This window comes from Streptomyces sp. WZ-12, from assembly GCF_028898845.1.
GTDB lineage: Bacteria > Actinomycetota > Actinomycetes > Streptomycetales > Streptomycetaceae > Streptomyces.
The window spans coordinates 6,195,626-6,212,627 of record NZ_CP118574.1 but is presented as its reverse complement, the minus strand read 5'-3'; the positions used below and the strand labels follow the sequence as shown (position 1 = coordinate 6,212,627).

Genomic DNA, 17,002 nt, shown 5'->3' with positions numbered 1-17,002 from the left:
GAAACTCGGTCGGCGGCGATCGGACGTCACCTGCTTCGTGAGTGGCTCGCCTCTCCGTCCCTCCCCTACTCCGACAGCCCTAATTCCACGCAATATTCATCTACCACAACGTCTTGAGGAACCGGGAAGCACTGGCTTGCCTGTTCCCATTCACACTGTATATGTCTATTTTGCAGGGCAGTTGGTCCTGGCTCGTGAGAGCCAAGCAGTCTCCGGATGTCCCCGAGACTTGCGGTGGGTGCGTGTCACGATCAAAACGGTCAGGTCGATCCCCACCGGCGGTTCTGAAGAGCGCTGAGCGACTACTCGGAGCCGTGCGGCGGCCTCAGCGGAACGTCACGCGGCCAACACCCGACCCACAGACCGTACTTGTCATCGCGAGGGAGGGTCGACCGGCCCGGAACGTACAAAGACCCGGGACGAGTAGCGGCGCCGTCCTGGGGCAGTAGGCGAAGCGACACGGTCCCACGCGGCCCTGCGGAATCAGATCAACCCGGACTGGGCCAAGCCAGTATCGAGGTCGGTACACGCACGACCCGCAACTCAACTCCCGTGCAGCAAACGACTATTCGTCTTCGGCAGACGACCACATCGTTGGACCGGGATATGATGGTCCCCACGAAGCACGGCCTCCTTGTCAGGGGCAGTTGCGCCTCCAAAGTCGGGGCGGCTTCCTTGGCGTCGTCGGCCCGAGAGGAAAGCGGTCGAGCGAGCACGGACTGGGTCGCCTCCGTAGCGCCCGCGCCTGACGGTCTTGTGCGGTCACGACAGTCAGCTAGCCATGGATCGAGGGCGGCCTCCTCGTCATGGAAGGGCCTTTGAATCAAAACAGGCATAGTCGTCGGACCACGGGACGCCCGAGCTCGTGACGAAAATTGCTGGGTCTTCTACATACGCGTCCTGTGTCGTCGAGACGGCACCGCCGTCCGAGAAACCTCGTCCGTCACGCTGCCGCAGCGAGTAAGACGGCTCAGGCGAGCCGCCCCTCTCCGGATGCCTGCCTGCGTAGTTCTGGCACTCCGCAGGATCCCCGAACTCGGGTGCCATACCCCGGATGCCGGTCTCGATGAGCGGCGTGGAACTTATCGCATTAGCCTCCGAGAGCAGCCCGAAGTGGATCTTTGATGTTCGCTGTACTCGACTCAAGGAGAATCAATGCGCAATCTTCAGAAAGCTGCTGTCGTGGCGGCTGTTCTTGGTAGCGTCGGCCTCCTCGGTGCCGGCACCGCCTCCGCCCAACCCACGGAGCGAGCTGGCGGAATGGGCGGTGGGTGCCGCACTCACGACTTGAACCTCGACATCCTCGGCCAGATCGGGATCCTCAACGGCCTGCTGGGGAACGCGATCAACGGCGAGGGCGCACCGGGTGCGCAGGTCAGTCCCTTGGGTTCCGACTGCGGCCACGGCGGCATCTGAGCGCTGCTTCACCGCGGTCATCGGAATGGGTTCGGTGTTCGGGCTACAAGCCCGACGCCGAGCCCGTTTCGGCTTTCGACAGGAAACCGCCCGGGAGCAAGGAGGATGCCAGCTCAGGCACGTGGACCCGATGGCTGGCGAGACGCGTTACCTGACGGTGTGGGGTGACCAGCAGAATTTCCTCTTGCCGCGCTGCGTCAACCAGTAACTACTCGGCAACGAAGGCTAGATGGTCGACAGTGCTCGCCGAATACGGCGACAATCCGTAACCGTGGATTGTCTCAACTTCACACATGCCTAATGGATTCCACGATGGCGTGCTTCAAGGAGACGCTGCTCATCGCGCTCACCGAGAAGGCGACGGTCGACCTCCGTGAAGCGCTGGCCGACTCCATTGGGCACATCCCTTCCGGGGATGACTTCTCGACCGCACGTCGAGCTGCACGCAGGGTCGCCCGAGAGGGATCAACGGTGCTGATGTCCGCTTTTCCTGATCAGCCGGAAGGCGTCGAGCACCGGCGATGGGAGCGTCGTGCGGTTCTCTACCTGACGGCCGATGAGCAGGTGGTGGTCGATCTCGCACATCGAGTCGAAGTAGCCACCGGCATCGGGGGGAACGCTGTCCGGGAAGGGAAGCAGCGCCTGCACAACGGACACTTCCTTCCAGGCGCGTGACCCCTGTGCCTGGAGGGCTTCCGCACGTCGTCACTTGACGGATCGATCCCCAACGAGGGCTGGTGGGATGTGCAGTTGCTGAGCACGACGGCCCCAAGCTCGACAACACGTTCGTGGAGTCACGTCTGGCTCCGTAAGCATGAGCGGCCTGTGCCTGGTTCGGCTGTGGCTCAACAGGTCCGCCCGGCGACGGCGCTGTGCGATCGGGTGAACAATGGGGTGGCACTGAAGCAGCCCGGCGGGCCTGCCACTTGAGGGTCCGTGACGTTGTCACACTGCCCGACATGCACAAAGTCGTCCCGCTCCAGGTCCGGGAGGCTGCTCGGCAACGGACCTGCGTGGACTGCCGGGCCGCCCCTGGCGAGAAGTGCGTCCCTGGGCCGGACGGCCGCTCCACCTTGCACACGGCCAGGCTCCGCTCCGCCGAGCTGGCGCTGGCACCACTGCCGCCGCGTCATCCCCTGCTCCCCGACGGCGACCGCATCTACCCGAAACTCACCGTCGAGGACCCCGGTTCGCTGATCTTGTCAGTACACACCGAGGTGGTGCGCACCCTCACTCTCCATACGGAAGAGCTTGGCGCCCTCTGCATCAGCGCCTTGGATCAGGCCGGGTTGCTAGACCCCTGTGTGTTGACCAACTCGTTGCTGCTGATGTTGATCGGTCCGGCTGCGTGCCTGACGGAGGAGGAGCGGATGGGCCTCGTGCGGCGCTTGGTCGCTCGCGGCTTCCTCGAAGCTCACCACTCCGGTGTTCTCCGGCCCGCTCCCCTGGCGGTCCGCATCGTGGAGCGTCGGGAGTTGGACCTGCGGTTCAAGACCGAGCGGAAATGCGCCAAGCCGCCCGGTCCAGTGGGATCGCGGACTGGTTCCACGGAACATCCGGGTCGCCGTGGTTCGGACAGTGGCGACGGTGTGGCCCGACACCGTCGTCGGCTCCCCTCGGCCGGGGTTACCAACCGCTCCAACTGGCAGGCGAGTCCAGCCCATACAGGCGATGCCGTTGCCTCTGATCCGCAGGACCCTGGTACACCTGCCGGGCCACCCCGCCCGAGGGACGGCACAGACCGTTGACCTCCTGATTGCCGCCCACGTGAGCGAGACGTACATCCGCCCGTGGCGCGACGCCGGAGGCAGGACAGCTGGCCCAGGACAGACTGACTGCGTCATTGACCGTGGGCTCACGTTCGTCCCGGATCCCATCTGATCGTCACGCCCACCGGACCGTCTGGAACGGTCGCTTACGAATTCCTCGACAGCATGGAGCCGGCCCCGGCGTGTGACTTGCCGGGGCCGGCCCAGAGCGGCCTGGCACGAACAGGCGGAGCTCCGCCACTTATTGTTGCCTACCGCCATTCACGGCGGCTGGCAACGCGGCCGTCAGATGAGCCAGCCGAGCAACCCGTAGCGCTGGAAACGATCGCCGTAGAACCGGTCGAAGCCCCGGCCGCAGTCACAGTCACGGCGCTCCTCGTGACGTTTGTTGTGGCGGTCGGAAAGCGAGGGGGCAGACTGGGCAGACCCTGCGGAGGCGGTGGCCGGTGCAGGCGTCGCGGAGGCCGTTCCCGTACCTACCACCACGGTGCCAGCCGCCAGAACAGCGGCTGCCGCCCCGAGAACCGCGCGCTGCATCAGACGAATACGCATGGGAGAAGCTCCTTCTGACTGGGACGGCCCGTGCCGCCCTCGACTCAAGAAGTACGCCGATTTCCCGATCTTCTCCCGCCCAGCGGTCCGTACGGGTGATCAGATAGTCCGTCAGGGTTCGCAGGGCCCTCGGTACATCGGTTGGCTCAACTTTTGTTCACGTCAACTCCCCCATGCCGCGGGGCATCTGACGGTTTGTGTCGCAGCCTCCGGAAGGTGTCGTCCTTCGGCACCATGACTCCTCGGTCGACGCACCCGGCTCGGGTATGTTGCCCGGCCGGGTCGAATCCCGGCACGGCGTGCTCTGGCGTACTGGTGTCCAGAATCGGGCCAGGATGGCCAGGTCGTTGTGTTCCTGCGGGATGAGGCGTAGGCCCCGTCGTTCCTGCTTGCGGAGTACCGCGTCGAACAGACGAGCGCGCCAGCGTTCCCTGTGCGTCAGGTACGCGTTTCGCGAGGAAGGACCCGATTACCAGAGGTGCACGGCCGGCGTCGGCCTTCCAGGGAATCTCTGGAAACGGCTGTCCCCAACGCCACCCCGCGCAGCCCCTTCATGGACTTCTACGACCGCACCGAGCACGAAGGGTCAGCCCAATCCATCTACCTCACCCTCGGCTGCTGCGATGAATCCGAAGCGTGCGGCTACCGGTGCCTGGCACCCCTGCGGCCCGAATTGGTGCGGAACCGAGCGGTGAGCACGGCACTGGACATTCTTGAACCTCGCTGGCCTTGCTTAACCCGTGGTTGGCTGCCGACGAGTTGCCTCAAGGTCATGTGGAAATGGGCGCTGTTGCCGCACCGCCAGCCGCTCGCCAAGGCCGTGAATCGCTGGGATGACCTCGGCGCTCAGGGTCGGCTTCGTCATCCCTGACCTGGTGGCCATAGGGTTCCGCAAACCCATGGCGAACAACGACGTCGAAGACGCAGACGGCGGCGACGAGTCAAGCCCACACGTGGCAAACCACGGGACCGAGGAGAGCACCGAGGGCGCCACGGTGGTCTCGCTGCAAACTCGGCGCCCGCCGCCCGATCTGCTTCCTGGGTTTCCGAACATGACCAAGTACGACTGCGTTCATGCCCGGTAACTCACGCCACTGCACGGAGGAAGGGCACGAGCGCGCGACGGCATGGCCACCATTGCCCAGGAACCTCAAGGACAGCTCTCCAAGCGCCCTTAAGCGGAAGGCTCAGACAGTGCCGGGCAGGTCCACCTGACCCACGAGGGGCGCAGCGAGTCGTCCCAACCCGAACGGGTTGACCTGCGGGACGTTGGGTGAAATCAACGGATTGATCAACGGGTCAACCTGAGGGTTGAACTGAGGGTTGACCTGAGGCGCGGGCTGCGGGGAGAAGACCTGCGGAACTTCGACTTCGGGCGCGACCCGCGGTGCCGTTTGAGGCGCGACCTGCGGGCCAGGCGCCGGTGCCGGAGCGGCTGCTTGCGGAGCAGGCCCCGGAGACATCGGCAGCGGAGCGCTGGACGGCGCGACGCCGTTGTATCCGACAGGAGCGTCGGCGTGGCTCGCCCCAGCACCGATAGCGGACAGACCACCGGCCGCCGCGACGATCAGCGCGATCTGCTGAATCTTGCGCATGGAACCCCAGACCTTCATTGCCTTCATGGAAACCGATTACTTATGACTGCCTTCCTCATGAAACGGAACACTCCCTGACCTGGTAACGGGAGCCGGAGCACAATCACCCATTCATCTACCATCAGAACCTCTTTGACCGGCAACGGCCTTTCTTCGCACGCGTGCCCGATCTGTCCAATCCGTGAAGAATTGCACCTACGACTGAAATTACGAAAGTCGCACATTGATCGACGGGCGGCGATCAGATCGCACCCGCCCTCCGCCCTTCCGGTCACTTGTAACAAGATAAATAAATACACCAACCAGTGGCGATAGAGGTACTCGCCATCAAGTTCTCGCGTGTTGCGCGCACGCCTTCGTGGACACAAAGGAGCACCTGAGTCACGATGCCAAGACTCCTCGGTTCGGGCTCGCGAACTACGGGCAACCGGGAGACCAGGATTTCCCGGTGGAGTTCTCACCAAGGAGGAGCTTTCGTGTCCATCGACACCACCAAGGCATGCACGGATTTTCAAATCACCGAACACCTCTTCTCGTTCCAGGGGTTCGAGTATTACGTTCGAGTGGTTCCCTCTCGGGAGCCTGTGACCGTTCCCATCGTCATGCTGGGCGGATCCTCGCAAGATCGCTACACATGGCCGCGGCACGAAGAGAGGCTCATCCGGGCTGGCACCGTAATCACCGTGGATTTGCCTGGGTATGGAAATTCAGACTTCCTCCCATCGGAATTCGGTCTAGATTTCCTCGCTGACGCCCTGCATCACGCCCTGGACTCTCTCGGGCATTCCGCGGTGAACCTTATGGGGGCGTGTTACGGAGGCGCCGTGGCGCTGCGGTTCACCCAGCGCTATCCGGCAGCGGTGCGGCGCCTGTGCCTGGCTGGAATGATTTTGGAAGTGCCCGAGTACTACGTGAAAGCTGTGTCTCGGTGGACGGATCTGCTGGGAAGAGGCGACAGAGCTGGGGTCGCACGCGATCTGGTCGATCTCTTCACCTCCCCACCGACGGCCGGCACGGTACGCAAGCACAAAGTCATGTCCAGGATCCTCTTTAAGCAATTCATGGATCGCACCGATCAGGGTGTGCGTATGGACCTGGAACATAGTGCTCGACTGTTGCGTCACGGCATGTATGCGGAAGGGACATTGCCGGACATCCCCTGCCTAGTCTTCACCGGGGAGCACGACATTCTCACTCCCCCTCATCAGGGGCGAAAAGTTGCCGCTTTGTTCCCACAAGCCCAATTCACCACGATCAAAGAAACTGACCACCTGTGCGGCTTGGAGCGCGTAGAAGAGACCGCAGAGCTATGGGCACGCTTCTTCAGCGACCAGCCGTACGATGACCTGGGTTTCTTCCATCCGCTCGAAGGGTGAGAGCGTCGAGATTTACGTTCCCGCGTCGGGCCTTGGGAATTCCGGAGCAGGGTGGCGGCGGGCGATGGGTAAAGTCGTTGGCCAGCCGCCCCTTCACGTTCGCTCTGACGAGCCACCGCCGTGCAGAACTCGTAGCATTAGCCAAATAGACCCAGCACCTGATTCAGGTGCGAGTCAGACAGCGAGTCGAAGGCTGGACTCATTTCTTCGTGAGGCATGACTTCTCCCAACTGGAAGTGACCTCGACTTGGGTTCTGCCTGGTGCCTCCTTGTGCGCTCTCGACGGCGCTGGCCTGTCCAGCAGCGCCGAGAGCTGCAGCTCCGGCGAGCGCCATAGCGGCAACGACCTTGCGGATGCGCATAGTTCCTCCTGAAAATCACGATGGCGGTTCCCCGTAATTTGCCTTGACCGCAATTTCCTTTTTCATGTCCTAGGTGCAGGTGTTTCAGCCAAACAGACGACCACCCGTGCCTCAGAGGCTTTGTGTGGTCGAGCTTGGTCCAAGGCGGCAGCAATTTGGCGGGCCTCGCAGGTGGCTGCTCTGCCTACCCGGGATTCTCCCGCGTCGCCCACTACGACAACGTCGAACCCGTCGGGCTTCGCGCATGGTGCCCCGGTCGCCTAGCGGTCGACGGCCGGAACGGAATCGACATCCGAGGCCGTGGGGAATCGTCGAGACCGGCGACGTGCGCGATCGCCACGAGATGGGCCTGACGTCAGCTGCATGACGGCGTGGCCGATGGAATCGCGCGGGGTGTGATGCGATGGTCGCGTGTGTCGTCGTTGGCTGCGGCCGTTCCGCTCCCCCGTGCTGGCTGCAGTCGGGCGACAGCCGCCTGGCCTGAGGCGGTCGGTTGGCCCGGTCTAGCGCCGCGACCGGGCCAACCGTAATCCGGCTCGCGAGGCGGGGAACGGCCGGGCTTCGGGGGCGGGCATGCCCAGCAGCATCGACCTCACCGCCGCCTCGGCACTGACGCTCTCATGACTCGCGACGAGATCGCCCGCCTCGTCCGTTCCCTCGCAACGTCACCGCCGCTCGGGATACGGGCCGAACCTACCGGCCAGCAGAAGCGGCCTAAGGCACGGTTACCCGCGCCGTGATCCGGCTGCGAGGGTAGCCATTGGCCAGCTCATCGCGGAAATGTCCGCGATGAGCTTCGTGCGCAACTCGCTCTCCACCACAAGTTGGGTACTGCCGGCCTCAGGGCCGACATCCCAGGCGAGGGTGACCGTGGTGAGGGCGCGAACGGCATCGGAATTGCGGTACCGAACATCCCATTTGGTGGGGAGACGTTGGGCACGCAGAACGCCGTCGGCCGGATTGGTCTCCTCCCAGGCTGCCAGGCGACATTGGAGGTCGTGCGTGAGGTAATGGGCGCGAAGTCGCTTGGCCAGGAAGGGGTCGGTGCCATTGAATACGGTATCGACATAGGCGCCGAAGAAGCTGGCCACCCGGTCTACTGCTGAGTCCAGACTCCCAATGCGGATCGTGTCCTCGTGCATCCGGATCACCTGGACGTCCGGCATGAATTCTCCTCTGATGCAGCGCTGTTGAGACTGGCTTTGGAGCTGACGGTGGGTGATGGAACGTCTCGAACCTGCCCCGTCAGATGGTCGCGAGACATTTCGGCATCCTGGCCGTCTCCGACCTGTCGAACATCCCCTGCCAATCCGGGGCGCGCAGCGGGTAGTTGGCGGCAGTGTACCGAGCGGCAGGTGTGCCGCCAGCATATGCAGAGTGCGGCGGAGCCGCTATGCACAGCGTTGAGCGCATCCGGCATACGGCAACCCACAAGAGCCGTATGACGTAAGGGTGTTATGTGCGGATCTACGGGGTCCCTGAATTGATGTCCCCTCGACTGTCCGGCCTTTCTGGACGGTCACCGCCAACGTTCCAGGGTGGGGCCGTTCGTCTGCACCTGAGGTACCGCTTACTCGTGCCCCTGACGGTCTGCGTGTGCAGGCGCGGCGGTGCGCGTTCAGTGCGCATTCACGGCCGGAACTCCTGGGGGAACCGCAGGTCAGGGGAGTGTGTTCATTGCGGCTTCCGATGCCCCCAGCCGGCGCGTTTTCGCAGGTCAGGGGCTTAGGCGGCGGACGAGTCGGCCTGTACGCCGGGTTCTGTCTCCGGGCGACCTTGCGGTCGGCCGGGAGGCGGCCATCCATCTAGGACTGCCGTTGCCGGCAGTCTCGTGCGGTCTACCCGCGGACTCGGGCGGGCAGCCCTCGATCGTCCGCGCAGGGCCATCAAGCGATGGCCCCTCTTGACCTTGCTCCGGGTGGGGTTTACCTAGCTGCCCAGGTCACCCTGGGCACTGGTGGTCTCTTACACCACCGTTTCACCCTTACCTGGCCGTGAAGCCAGGCGGTTTGCTTTCTGTGGCACTGTCCCGCGGGTCACCCCGGGTGGGCGTTACCCACCACCCTGCCGTGTGGAGCCCGGACGTTCCTCGGGGGGATCGGTGATCCCCACGCGGCCGCCCGGCCGGCTCGTCCGCCGTGCCGACCATGCTACCTGGCGGGCGCCGGTCGCTTGACCTTGCCGTTGCGTCAACGTTTCTACTGGCCCCATGCGGATCGGGGAACTCGCCGGGTTGGCCGGCGTCAGCACGCGGACGGTACGCCACTACCACCAGCTTGGGCTGCTGCCGGAGCCGGTGCGGCGGGCCAACGGCTACCGGGAGTACGGGCTGCGCGACGCGGTGGCGTTGGCGCGGGTACGGCGGCTGACGGAGCTGGGGCTCGGGCTGGAGGAGGTCCGGGACGTGTTGGCGGACGACGCCGGAAGGGAGTTGCGGGAGGTGCTGACGGAGCTGGACGCGGATCTGGCGCGGCAGGAGGAGGCGCTGCGGGTCCGGCGGGTGCGGCTGGCGGAGCTGCTGCGGCGGGCCGAGGAGCCGGGCGGGTTGCCGGAGGAGGGGCCGGTGTCGGAGCAACTGGCCGAGCTGTTCGGGGAGATGGCGCGGGCGTCGGCGCGGCTGCCGGGGCCGGAGCCGGCGATGGCGGCGCGGGAGCGGGAGGTGCTGGCCCTGCTGGAGACGTCGGGGGACGGTCGGGTGCAGGGGGCGATGGCGGCGGCGCTGCGGGAGGCGATGGCGGCGCCGGGGGCGATGGAGCGGGCGTACGCGGTGTACGGGTTGTTGGACGGGCTGGTGGGGGCGGCGGTGGACGATCCGCGGGTGGCAGGGGCGGCGCGGGCGCTGGTGGAGTGCGTGCCGGAGGGGGCGGTGGAGGCGGTCGCCGCCGGGGCCGGGGGCACGACGGACTTCGGGCCGGGGGCGGAGTTCTGGGCGGAGCTGATGGTGGCGGAGTTGGCGCCGGCCCAGGTGGCGGCGGTGCGGCGGGCGGTGCGGATGATCGAGGAGCGGGCGCGGTGAGCGGGGCCGGGTTGGGGTTCGGGGCACGGGTGGGGCGGCTGGTCCGGCACGAGGGGCGGTGGCTGGTGAGCCTGGTGTGGTGGGTGGTGCGGCACCGGGGCGGGGTGCCGGCGGGCGCGCGGGCGCTGCCGTATGCGGGGGCGCAGGCGGCGCTGCTGTACGGGCTGACGTTCGTGTGCGGGGTGGAGACGGTCGGGGCGAGCCTGCTGGTGCGGGACCTGCCGGTGGTGCACGCGGTGACGTTGGTGGTCGACGTCTACGCGGTGCTGATGGTGCTGGGGAACCAGGCCGCGGCGGTGACCAGGCCGCATGTGGTGGGGGCGGACGGGGTGGTGGTGCGCGACGGTGCCCGGATGGCGGTGCGGATCCCGTTGGAGCGGATCGCCTCGGTGCGGTACGACCTGCGGTTCGGGCGGGGCGCGCGGGACGACGGGGTGCTGGAGCTGGCCGTGGGCGGGCAGACGTCGGTGACGTTGGAGCTGACCGGGCCGGTGGAGGCGGTGCGGCTGCTGGGGCGGCGGGAGGTGGTGCGGACGGTGCGGTTCCACGCGGACGACGCGCGGGGCGCGGTGGCCGCGGTGCGCGGGGCGGTGGCCGAGGCGCGGACGTCCGGGCGGGCGGCGGAGCCCGGGGAGTCGGTGGCGCCGGGGTGAGGGGGCCGGGCGGGGCGGAGCGGCCCGGTGGGCGGCACGACCGGGCCCTCACACGGGCGTGAACTGCACCGGTTCCCGGCCCGGTTCGGCCGTGGAGAGGCGGACCCGGATGCGGTCGCCCAGGGGGAGGGCGGGGCCGCCGGGGGCGGCGCGGACCGGGCCGATGACGGCGGGTTCGTAGAGCTGGACGGTGCCCTGGGTGGGGTCGTCCTGGTGGCGGTCGACGACCAGGGCCTCGAAGGTGTCGCCGACCCGGTCGCGCAGCAGGGCCGCCTCGACGAGGTCCACGCAGGCCCGCTCGACCTGGTTGGCGCGCTGGGTACCGAGCTCCATCTCGCGCGGCAGGGCGGCCAGGGCGGCGCGGACCCAGCCGGGCGGGGTGCGGCCGGCCGCGGCGGCCAGGCAGAGCTCGGAGGTGTAACGGTCGACGAGCCGGCGCAGCGGGGCGGTGGCGTGCGCGTAGGGGGCGGCGACCGCGGCGTGCACGGCGGTGGTGGCGGGCGGGGCGGTGCCGTCGAAGGTGGTGTAGCCGGCGCCGCGGAGCAGGGCGGTGCACTCCTGGAGGAACGCGGCGTGGCGGGCGCGCCGCGGGTCGAGGGTGCGGATCAGCGCCGCGTACGAGGTGTGGTGCGGCCAGTCGACGCCGAGGGCCTGGGCGGTTAGGCGGAGGCGGGCGACCGAGCCGTCGGGGGCGGAGGGGAGGGTGCGCAGGATGCCGGTGCCGGAGGCGAGCATCAGCTCGGCCGCGGCCATGCCGGTGAGCAGGGAGATCTGGGCGTTCCAGGCGGCGGCCGGCAGGGCGGCGCGGTAGGCGAGGGTGTAGCGGCCGTCGCGTTCGACGATCTCCTGCTCGGGCACGTTGAGGGAGATCGCGCCGCGGACGGTCTCCAACTCCTCGCGGCGCAGCCCGATCTCGCGGAGCAGGGCGAGCGGTTCCTCGGCGGTGCCGTCGTCGAGGACGCGCTGGACGCCGGCGTAGTGCAGGCGGGCGCGGGAGCGGACCAGGGCGCGGCGGACGGCGGTGCCGGTCAGCGCGCCGTCGGGGGCGAGGTCGAGCTGCCACAGCACGGCCGGGCGGTCCTGGTCGGGCAGCAGGCTGGCGGCGCCCTCGCTGAGCACGGTGGGGTGCAGCGGGACGTGCTCGTCGGGGAAGTAGAGGGTGGCCACCCGGTGGTGCGCCTCGGCGTCCAGGGCGCCGCCGGGGGTGACGAAGGAGGCGACGTCGGCGATGGCGTAGTGGACGCGGTAGCCGCCGCCCCGGCGGCGGGCCAGGTACATCGCCTGGTCCAGGTCGCGGGAGCCGGGCGGGTCGAGGGTGAAGAGGGGCAGGTCGGTGGCGTCGTGCAGGGTGTGTTCGGTGGCGACCTCGCCGTCGCCGGCCGGGATGCGGGGGGCGCGGGCGGCGCTGTCGGCCTCGGCCTGGGCGGTGGGCGGGAAGTGGTCGGGGATCTCCATCCGCGCGCGCAGGTCGTGCAGGGCGGCCCGGAGCGGGGCCTCCGCTGTGTCGGTCACATGCATGTGGCGACGGGGCATGGCATCGAGCGTATGACCGCCCGGCGCTCCCGGCGCGCCGTACGGGCGACGGGCGGGGACCGCGGCCGGGCGGCCCGGCTCTTAAGCTCTTGTGCCGGGGGCCGCACCCCCTTCCCGTACCACCCGTGAAGGAGAAACACCGTGCTCGTGCTGTTGCCGCCGTCGGAAGGTAAGGCCGCGGGAGGGACCGGGGAGCCGCTGGAGCTGGGGGCGTTGTCGCTGCCGGGGTTGGCCGCGGCGCGCGCGCAGGTGCTGGACGAACTGGTCGGGCTGTGCACCGCGGATGCCGCCAAGGCCCAGGAGGTGCTGGGGCTCAGCGAGGGCCTGAAGGGCGAGGTCGCCAAGAACGCCGGACTGCGCACCGCGGGCACCCGCCCGGCCGGCGAGATCTACACCGGCGTGCTCTACGACGCCCTGGGGCTCGCGTCCCTGGACGAGGCGGCACGGAAGCGGGCCGAGCGCGCACTGCTGGTGTTCTCGGGGCTGTGGGGCGCCGTGCGGATCGACGACCGGATCCCGTCGTACCGCTGCTCGATGGGGGTGAAGCTGCCGGGGCTGGGGGCGCTGGGCGCGTACTGGCGCGGCCCGATGGCGGAGGTCCTGCCTCAGGCGGCGTCGGAAGGGGCCCCGCGCGGCGCCTTTGGCAGGGGCGGTGGTGGGCGGCGGGCGGGCGGCCTCGTGCTGGATCTGCGGTCGGCGGCGTACGCCACGGCCTGGAAGCCCAAGGGCGAGGTCGCCGAGCGGACCGCGACGGTGCGGGTGCTCCAGTCGAAGATCGTGGGTGGGGTCGAGAAGCGGTCGGTGGTCAGCCACTTCAACAAGGCGACCAAGGGCCGGCTGGTGCGGGACCTGCTGGTGGCCGGCGTCGAACCGGCGGACCCGGCCGAGCTGGTGGAGGCGCTGCGCGGGCTCGGCTACGCGGTCGAGGCGACGGCCCCGGCGCAGGCCGGCAGGCCGTGGGCACTGGACGTGATCGTCACGGAGCTGTAGGCCCGCACCGGGCGGTCGTTGCAATATATGCAACGCGCGTTGCGGAGAATGGCTGGCCCGCCGCAGTATGGGCGGCGTGACTGACGCCGCCCCCGCTCCCGTGCCCTCCTCCCCCGCCCCCTCCTCGGCGCTCGGCCTCGCGCCGGTGATCCCCGTGGTCGTCCTCCAGGACGCCGCCGACGCCGTGCCGCTCGCCCGGGCACTGGTCGCCGGCGGGCTGCCGGCGATCGAGGTGACGCTGCGCACGCCCGCCGCGCTGGACGCGATCCGGGCCATCGCCGACGAGGTCCCGGGCGCGGTGGTCGGCGCCGGCACCCTGCTGACCCCGGAGCACGTCGCGGCCGCCACCGCGGCCGGGGCGCGCTTCCTGGTGAGCCCCGGCTGGTCGCCGCGGCTGCTGGGCGCGCTGCGGGACGCGGAACTCCCGTTCCTGCCGGGCGTCTCGACGGCTTCGGAGGTGGTGACCCTGCTGGACGAGGGCGTCACCGAGATGAAGTTCTTCCCGGCGGAGGCGGCGGGCGGCACCGCCTACCTGAAGTCGCTGGCCGCCCCGCTCCCGCGGGCCCGCTTCTGCCCGACCGGCGGCATCGGCCTGGCGTCGGCCCCCTCCTACCTCGCGCTCCCCAACGTCGCCTGCGTAGGCGGCACATGGATGCTGCCGGCCGACGCCCTGGCCGCCAAGGACTGGCCCCGGATCGAGCAACTGGCCCGCGAGGCGGCGGCGTTGACCAACTGACCCCACCACGACGCACCACACCACAACACGGCCCGGCACACCGACAACGGTGCACCGGGCCGAAGAACGCCCACGAACGACCCGCCCCGGAACTCCCGGTCCCACGGACGAACGGGGGCCGCCCCACCGGGCCTTACCGCCCCGGCCCCACCGGCCCCTACCGCAAGTGCGACGTCTCGTTGAACAGCCGCACCGACGCGTTGCCGTCCGCGTAGTACGCCACCGCGGAGAGCGAGGCCGCGGAGAGCTCCATCCGGAACAGCGAGTCCGGCGGGGCACCGAGGGCCAGCCGGACCAGCGTCTTGATCGGGGTGACGTGGGTGACCACCAGGACGGTCTTCCCGGCGTAGCGGGCGAGCAGCCGGTCGCGGGCGACCACGACCCGACGGGCGACCGCGGCGAACGACTCGCCGCCTCCCGTGGGCGCCGCCTTGGTGGAGCCGAGCCAGGCGTCGAGGTCCTCGCGGTACCGCTCGCGGACCTCGGCGAAGGTCAGCCCCTCCCAGGCGCCGAAGTCGGTCTCGCGGAGCCCCTCTTCGACCCGGACGTCGAGGCCGAGCCGGTCGGCGATGGTCCCCGCGGTCTCCCGGCAGCGGCGCAGCGGCGAGCTGACCACGGCCTGGACGGTGCCGCGGGCGGCGAGCGCGGCGGCGGTCGCCTCGGCCTGGCGGCGGCCGGCGGCGGAGAGTTCGGGGTCGGTGCCGCCGCTGCCGGAGAAGCGCTTCTGCGGCGTCAGCGCGGTCTCGCCGTGCCGGAGCAGGACGAGGGTGGCGGGGACGCCGAGGTCGGGCGCGGCCCAGCCGGCCGGCGGCGCGGCGGGCGCGGCATCCGCCGGCCCAACTGCCTTTGCACCGGCCGCGGCGAGCGCCGCGCGGGAGTCGCGCGGCTCCCACTGCCGGCCGTCCCGGCCCGCGTCCATCGCCTCGTTGGCGAGCCGGTCGGCGTGCTTGTTGCGGGCGCGGGGGATCCACTCGTAGCTGACGCGGTCGGACGGGAAGACCGCCGCGGCCTCGGCGGCCAGCGGCTTCATGTCCGGGTGCTTGATCTGCCAGCGGCCGGACATCTGCTCCACGACCAGCTTGGAGTCCATCCGGACGTGGACGGTGGCCTCCGGGTCCAGGGCCTTGGCGGCGCGCAGCCCCGCCAACAGGCCCTTGTACTCGGCGACGTTGTTGGTCGCCGTCCCGATGTACTCGGCGGCCTCGGCCAACGCCTCGCCGCTCGCCGGGTCGAGGACGACCGCCCCGTAGCCGGCCGGCCCCGGGTTGCCCCGGGACCCGCCGTCGGCCTCCACGATCAGCTCGCGGGGCACGGCCTACAACCCCGAGTCGGGCGTGCGGACCAGGATGCGGCTGCAGTTCTCGCACCGGACGACGGCGTCGGCGGCGGCCGTGCGCACGTCGTTGAGCTCGGTGATGTCCAGCTCCAGCCGGCAGCCCTCGCAGCGGCGCTGGGAGAGGCGGGCGGCGCCGATGCCGCCCTGCTTCGTGCGGATCCGGTCGTAGAGCGTGATCAGCGCCGCGGGGATGTCGGCGACGGTGAGTTCGCGCTCCTTGTTGATCGTGGCGACCTCGGCGTCGATCTCGGCGTTGGCGGTGTCCCGGCGGGCGGTGGCGTCGTCGACCTTGGACTGGATGGCGGCGACCCGGTCGGTCAGCTCGCGGACCCGCTCCTGGGTGGCCTCGCGGCGCTCCATGACCTCCAGGACGACGTCCTCCAGGTCCCCCTGGCGCTTGGCCAGCGAGGTCAGTTCGCGCTGGAGGTTCTCCAGGTCCTTGGGGGAGCTGACGGCGCCGGAGTCGAGGCGCTTCTGGTCGCGGGCGGCGCGCTGGCGGACCTGGTCGACGTCCCCTTCCGCCTTGGTCTGCTCGCGGCTGGTGTCGCTCTCCTCGGTCTGGGCGGCGACGAGCAGATCGCGCTGCTGGGTGAGGTCGCCCTCCAGGGTCGCGAGCTCGGCCAGCTCGGGGAGGTTCTTGCGCCGGTGCGCGAGCTGGGTGAGCCGGACGTCGAGGTCCTGGACGTCGAGGAGGCGGATCTGGTCGGCGGGCGCGGCGTTCAGCGGGGGGCTCCTGTGGTGTGCGAGTTTTCCGGGTGGCTGGTGAGCGGGGCGGACGCCGCGTGGGCGGTCCAGGGGTCGGTGACCGTGCGGGAGACGTGCGTGCGCAGTCCCCATCCGTGCCGGTCGGAGACCGCGTCGAGTTGGGCCGCGGCCTGCTCGCACCACGGCCACTCGGTGGCCCAGTGGGCCACGTCCAGCAGGGCCAACGGGCCGTTGTGCCCGGTGGTCTGCGTGGCCTCGGAGGCCGGGTGGTGGCGCAGGTCGGCGGTGAGGAAGGCATCCACACCGGCCGCCCGCACGTCGTCGAAGAGGCTGTCGCCGGAGCCGCCGGAGACCGCGAGGGTGCGGATCTCGCCGTCCACGTCGCCGGCCGCCCGGATGCCCTGCGCGGTGGCGGGCAGGCGGGCCGCGGCGTACGCGGTCAGCTCGGCCAGCGTCATCGGGTGCGGGAGTTCGCAGATCCGGCCCAGGCCGCGGCGGCCGGCCGGATCGCTCGGGTCCGGCACCAGGGGGCGCAGGATCCGCAGGTCCAGCGCGCCGGCCAGGGCGTCGGAGACGCCGGGGTCGGCGGTGTCGGCGTTGGTGTGCGCGACGTGCAGGGCGATGTCGTGCTTGATGAGGGTGTGCACGACCTTGCCCTTGAAGGTCGAGGCCGCGACCGTCGTCGTCCCGCGCAGGTAGAGCGGGTGGTGGGTGACGAGCAGGTCGGCGCCGAGCTGCACCGCCTCGTCGACGATCTCCTGGACCGGGTCGACGGCGAACAGCACCCGGCGGACCTCGGCGTCGGGGTCGCCGCAGACGGTGCCGACGGCGTCCCATCCTTCGGCCCGCTCGGGGGGCCAGAGGACGTCGAGCGCGGCGAGGACTTCAGACAGTGCGGGCACGGGGGGAAGGTTACCCTCCCCCCGCGCCCGCGCGCCGGGCCCCGGTCGGCCGAGGCAGCGG

The 17,002-nt window shown here is 69.5% G+C and carries 16 protein-coding genes and 1 other RNA gene; 8 read left to right on the top strand and 9 right to left on the bottom strand.

What is annotated here, in order from left to right; all coding sequences use genetic code 11:
* The first annotated feature begins 1,155 nt into the window (after positions 1-1,155).
* Together PV796_RS26860 and PV796_RS26855 are read left to right on the top strand one after the other, a co-directional pair.
* A complete protein-coding gene (locus PV796_RS26860; RefSeq protein WP_274915958.1) occupies positions 1,156-1,416 on the top strand; it encodes a hypothetical protein in 261 nt (86 codons plus the stop codon).
* A gap of 300 nt (positions 1,417-1,716) precedes the next feature.
* Positions 1,717-2,091, top strand: a complete 375-nt coding sequence (locus tag PV796_RS26855) for a hypothetical protein (protein WP_274915957.1) — start codon at positions 1,717-1,719, stop codon at positions 2,089-2,091.
* A gap of 1,379 nt (positions 2,092-3,470) precedes the next feature.
* On the opposite strand, the gene PV796_RS26850 is transcribed toward PV796_RS26855, so the two are convergent.
* Complete coding sequence (locus PV796_RS26850; protein WP_274915956.1) at positions 3,471-3,737, bottom strand: hypothetical protein; 267 nt, start codon at positions 3,735-3,737, stop codon at positions 3,471-3,473.
* 833 nt (positions 3,738-4,570) lie between these two features.
* On the opposite strand from PV796_RS26850, the gene PV796_RS26845 reads away from it, so the two are divergent.
* Positions 4,571-4,822 (top strand): hypothetical protein, encoded by a 252-nt coding sequence (locus tag PV796_RS26845; RefSeq protein WP_274915955.1) that lies wholly within the window; start codon positions 4,571-4,573, stop codon positions 4,820-4,822.
* Between the two features lie 102 nt (positions 4,823-4,924).
* Here PV796_RS26845 and PV796_RS26840 read toward each other — a convergent pair whose 3' ends face one another.
* Complete coding sequence (locus PV796_RS26840) at positions 4,925-5,332, bottom strand: hypothetical protein (RefSeq protein ID WP_274915954.1); 408 nt, start codon at positions 5,330-5,332, stop codon at positions 4,925-4,927.
* 476 nt (positions 5,333-5,808) lie between these two features.
* Between PV796_RS26840 and PV796_RS26835 the strand changes: the two genes are divergently transcribed.
* Positions 5,809-6,708 carry an alpha/beta fold hydrolase gene (locus PV796_RS26835; RefSeq protein WP_274915953.1) on the top strand — a complete coding sequence of 300 codons (900 nt, stop codon included), beginning with the start codon at positions 5,809-5,811 and terminating at the stop codon, positions 6,706-6,708.
* Positions 6,709-6,845: 137 nt separating this feature from the next.
* On the opposite strand, the gene PV796_RS26830 is transcribed toward PV796_RS26835, so the two are convergent.
* From PV796_RS26830 to rnpB, 3 genes are all read right to left on the bottom strand, one after another.
* Positions 6,846-7,070: a hypothetical protein gene (locus PV796_RS26830; protein WP_274915952.1), complete on the bottom strand. Its 225-nt coding sequence runs from the start codon at positions 7,068-7,070 to the stop codon at positions 6,846-6,848.
* A 725-nt stretch (positions 7,071-7,795) separates the two neighbouring features.
* Positions 7,796-8,236, bottom strand: a complete 441-nt coding sequence (locus PV796_RS26825) for a hypothetical protein (RefSeq protein ID WP_274915951.1) — start codon at positions 8,234-8,236, stop codon at positions 7,796-7,798.
* Between the two features lie 567 nt (positions 8,237-8,803).
* Positions 8,804-9,202, bottom strand: an RNA gene (gene rnpB, locus PV796_RS26820) — RNase P RNA component class A.
* Between the two features lie 77 nt (positions 9,203-9,279).
* Between rnpB and PV796_RS26815 the strand changes: the two genes are divergently transcribed.
* Both PV796_RS26815 and PV796_RS26810 read left to right on the top strand, forming a co-directional pair.
* Positions 9,280-10,086, top strand: a complete 807-nt coding sequence (locus PV796_RS26815; RefSeq protein ID WP_274915950.1) for a MerR family transcriptional regulator — start codon at positions 9,280-9,282, stop codon at positions 10,084-10,086.
* The gene (locus PV796_RS26810) at positions 10,083-10,739 is read left to right on the top strand and encodes a hypothetical protein (protein ID WP_274915949.1); all 657 of its coding nucleotides are present in this window, start codon (positions 10,083-10,085) and stop codon (positions 10,737-10,739) included. The genes PV796_RS26815 and PV796_RS26810 overlap by 4 nt, the downstream gene beginning before the upstream one ends.
* A 48-nt stretch (positions 10,740-10,787) precedes the next feature.
* Here PV796_RS26810 and PV796_RS26805 read toward each other — a convergent pair whose 3' ends face one another.
* Positions 10,788-12,272, bottom strand: coding sequence for an RNB domain-containing ribonuclease (locus PV796_RS26805; protein ID WP_274915948.1), 1,485 nt, complete (start codon positions 12,270-12,272; stop codon positions 10,788-10,790).
* Positions 12,273-12,413: 141 nt separating this feature from the next.
* On the opposite strand from PV796_RS26805, the gene PV796_RS26800 reads away from it, so the two are divergent.
* On the top strand, positions 12,414-13,262 hold the full coding sequence (locus PV796_RS26800; protein WP_274915947.1) for a YaaA family protein: 849 nt from the start codon (positions 12,414-12,416) through the stop codon (positions 13,260-13,262).
* Positions 13,263-13,329: 67 nt separating this feature from the next.
* Positions 13,330-13,998, top strand: coding sequence for a bifunctional 4-hydroxy-2-oxoglutarate aldolase/2-dehydro-3-deoxy-phosphogluconate aldolase (gene eda, locus PV796_RS26795; protein ID WP_274915946.1), 669 nt, complete (start codon positions 13,330-13,332; stop codon positions 13,996-13,998).
* Positions 13,999-14,155: 157 nt separating this feature from the next.
* On the opposite strand, the gene PV796_RS26790 is transcribed toward eda, so the two are convergent.
* Genes PV796_RS26790 through PV796_RS26780 form a run of 3 tightly spaced genes read right to left on the bottom strand, consistent with a single transcriptional unit; the run spans position 14,156 to position 16,941 of the window.
* Entirely contained in the window at positions 14,156-15,310 is a 1,155-nt protein-coding gene (locus PV796_RS26790) for a bifunctional RNase H/acid phosphatase (RefSeq protein WP_274915945.1), read from the bottom strand.
* A 3-nt stretch (positions 15,311-15,313) separates the two neighbouring features.
* A complete protein-coding gene (locus PV796_RS26785) occupies positions 15,314-16,057 on the bottom strand; it encodes a zinc ribbon domain-containing protein (RefSeq protein WP_274919256.1) in 744 nt (247 codons plus the stop codon).
* Positions 16,054-16,941, bottom strand: a complete 888-nt coding sequence (locus tag PV796_RS26780; protein WP_274915944.1) for a Nif3-like dinuclear metal center hexameric protein — start codon at positions 16,939-16,941, stop codon at positions 16,054-16,056. Before PV796_RS26780 ends, PV796_RS26785 begins: the two co-directional genes overlap by 4 nt.
* Between the last annotated feature and the right edge of the window lie 61 nt (positions 16,942-17,002).

What these genes read in the sequence shown, in the direction of transcription:
- PV796_RS26860 (WP_274915958.1), top strand. Translation starts at nt 1,156, where the DNA reads ATGCGCAATCTTCAGAAAGCTGCTGTCGTGGCGGCTGTTCTTGGTAGC.
- PV796_RS26855 (WP_274915957.1), top strand. Translation starts at nt 1,717, where the DNA reads ATGGATTCCACGATGGCGTGCTTCAAGGAGACGCTGCTCATCGCGCTC.
- PV796_RS26850 (WP_274915956.1), bottom strand. Translation starts at nt 3,737, where the DNA reads ATGCGTATTCGTCTGATGCAGCGCGCGGTTCTCGGGGCGGCAGCCGCT.
- PV796_RS26845 (WP_274915955.1), top strand. Translation starts at nt 4,571, where the DNA reads ATGACCTCGGCGCTCAGGGTCGGCTTCGTCATCCCTGACCTGGTGGCC.
- PV796_RS26840 (WP_274915954.1), bottom strand. Translation starts at nt 5,332, where the DNA reads ATGCGCAAGATTCAGCAGATCGCGCTGATCGTCGCGGCGGCCGGTGGT.
- PV796_RS26830 (WP_274915952.1), bottom strand. Translation starts at nt 7,070, where the DNA reads ATGCGCATCCGCAAGGTCGTTGCCGCTATGGCGCTCGCCGGAGCTGCA.
- PV796_RS26825 (WP_274915951.1), bottom strand. Translation starts at nt 8,236, where the DNA reads ATGCCGGACGTCCAGGTGATCCGGATGCACGAGGACACGATCCGCATT.
- PV796_RS26815 (WP_274915950.1), top strand. Translation starts at nt 9,280, where the DNA reads ATGCGGATCGGGGAACTCGCCGGGTTGGCCGGCGTCAGCACGCGGACG.
- PV796_RS26805 (WP_274915948.1), bottom strand. Translation starts at nt 12,272, where the DNA reads ATGCCCCGTCGCCACATGCATGTGACCGACACAGCGGAGGCCCCGCTC.
- eda (WP_274915946.1), top strand. Translation starts at nt 13,330, where the DNA reads ATGGGCGGCGTGACTGACGCCGCCCCCGCTCCCGTGCCCTCCTCCCCC.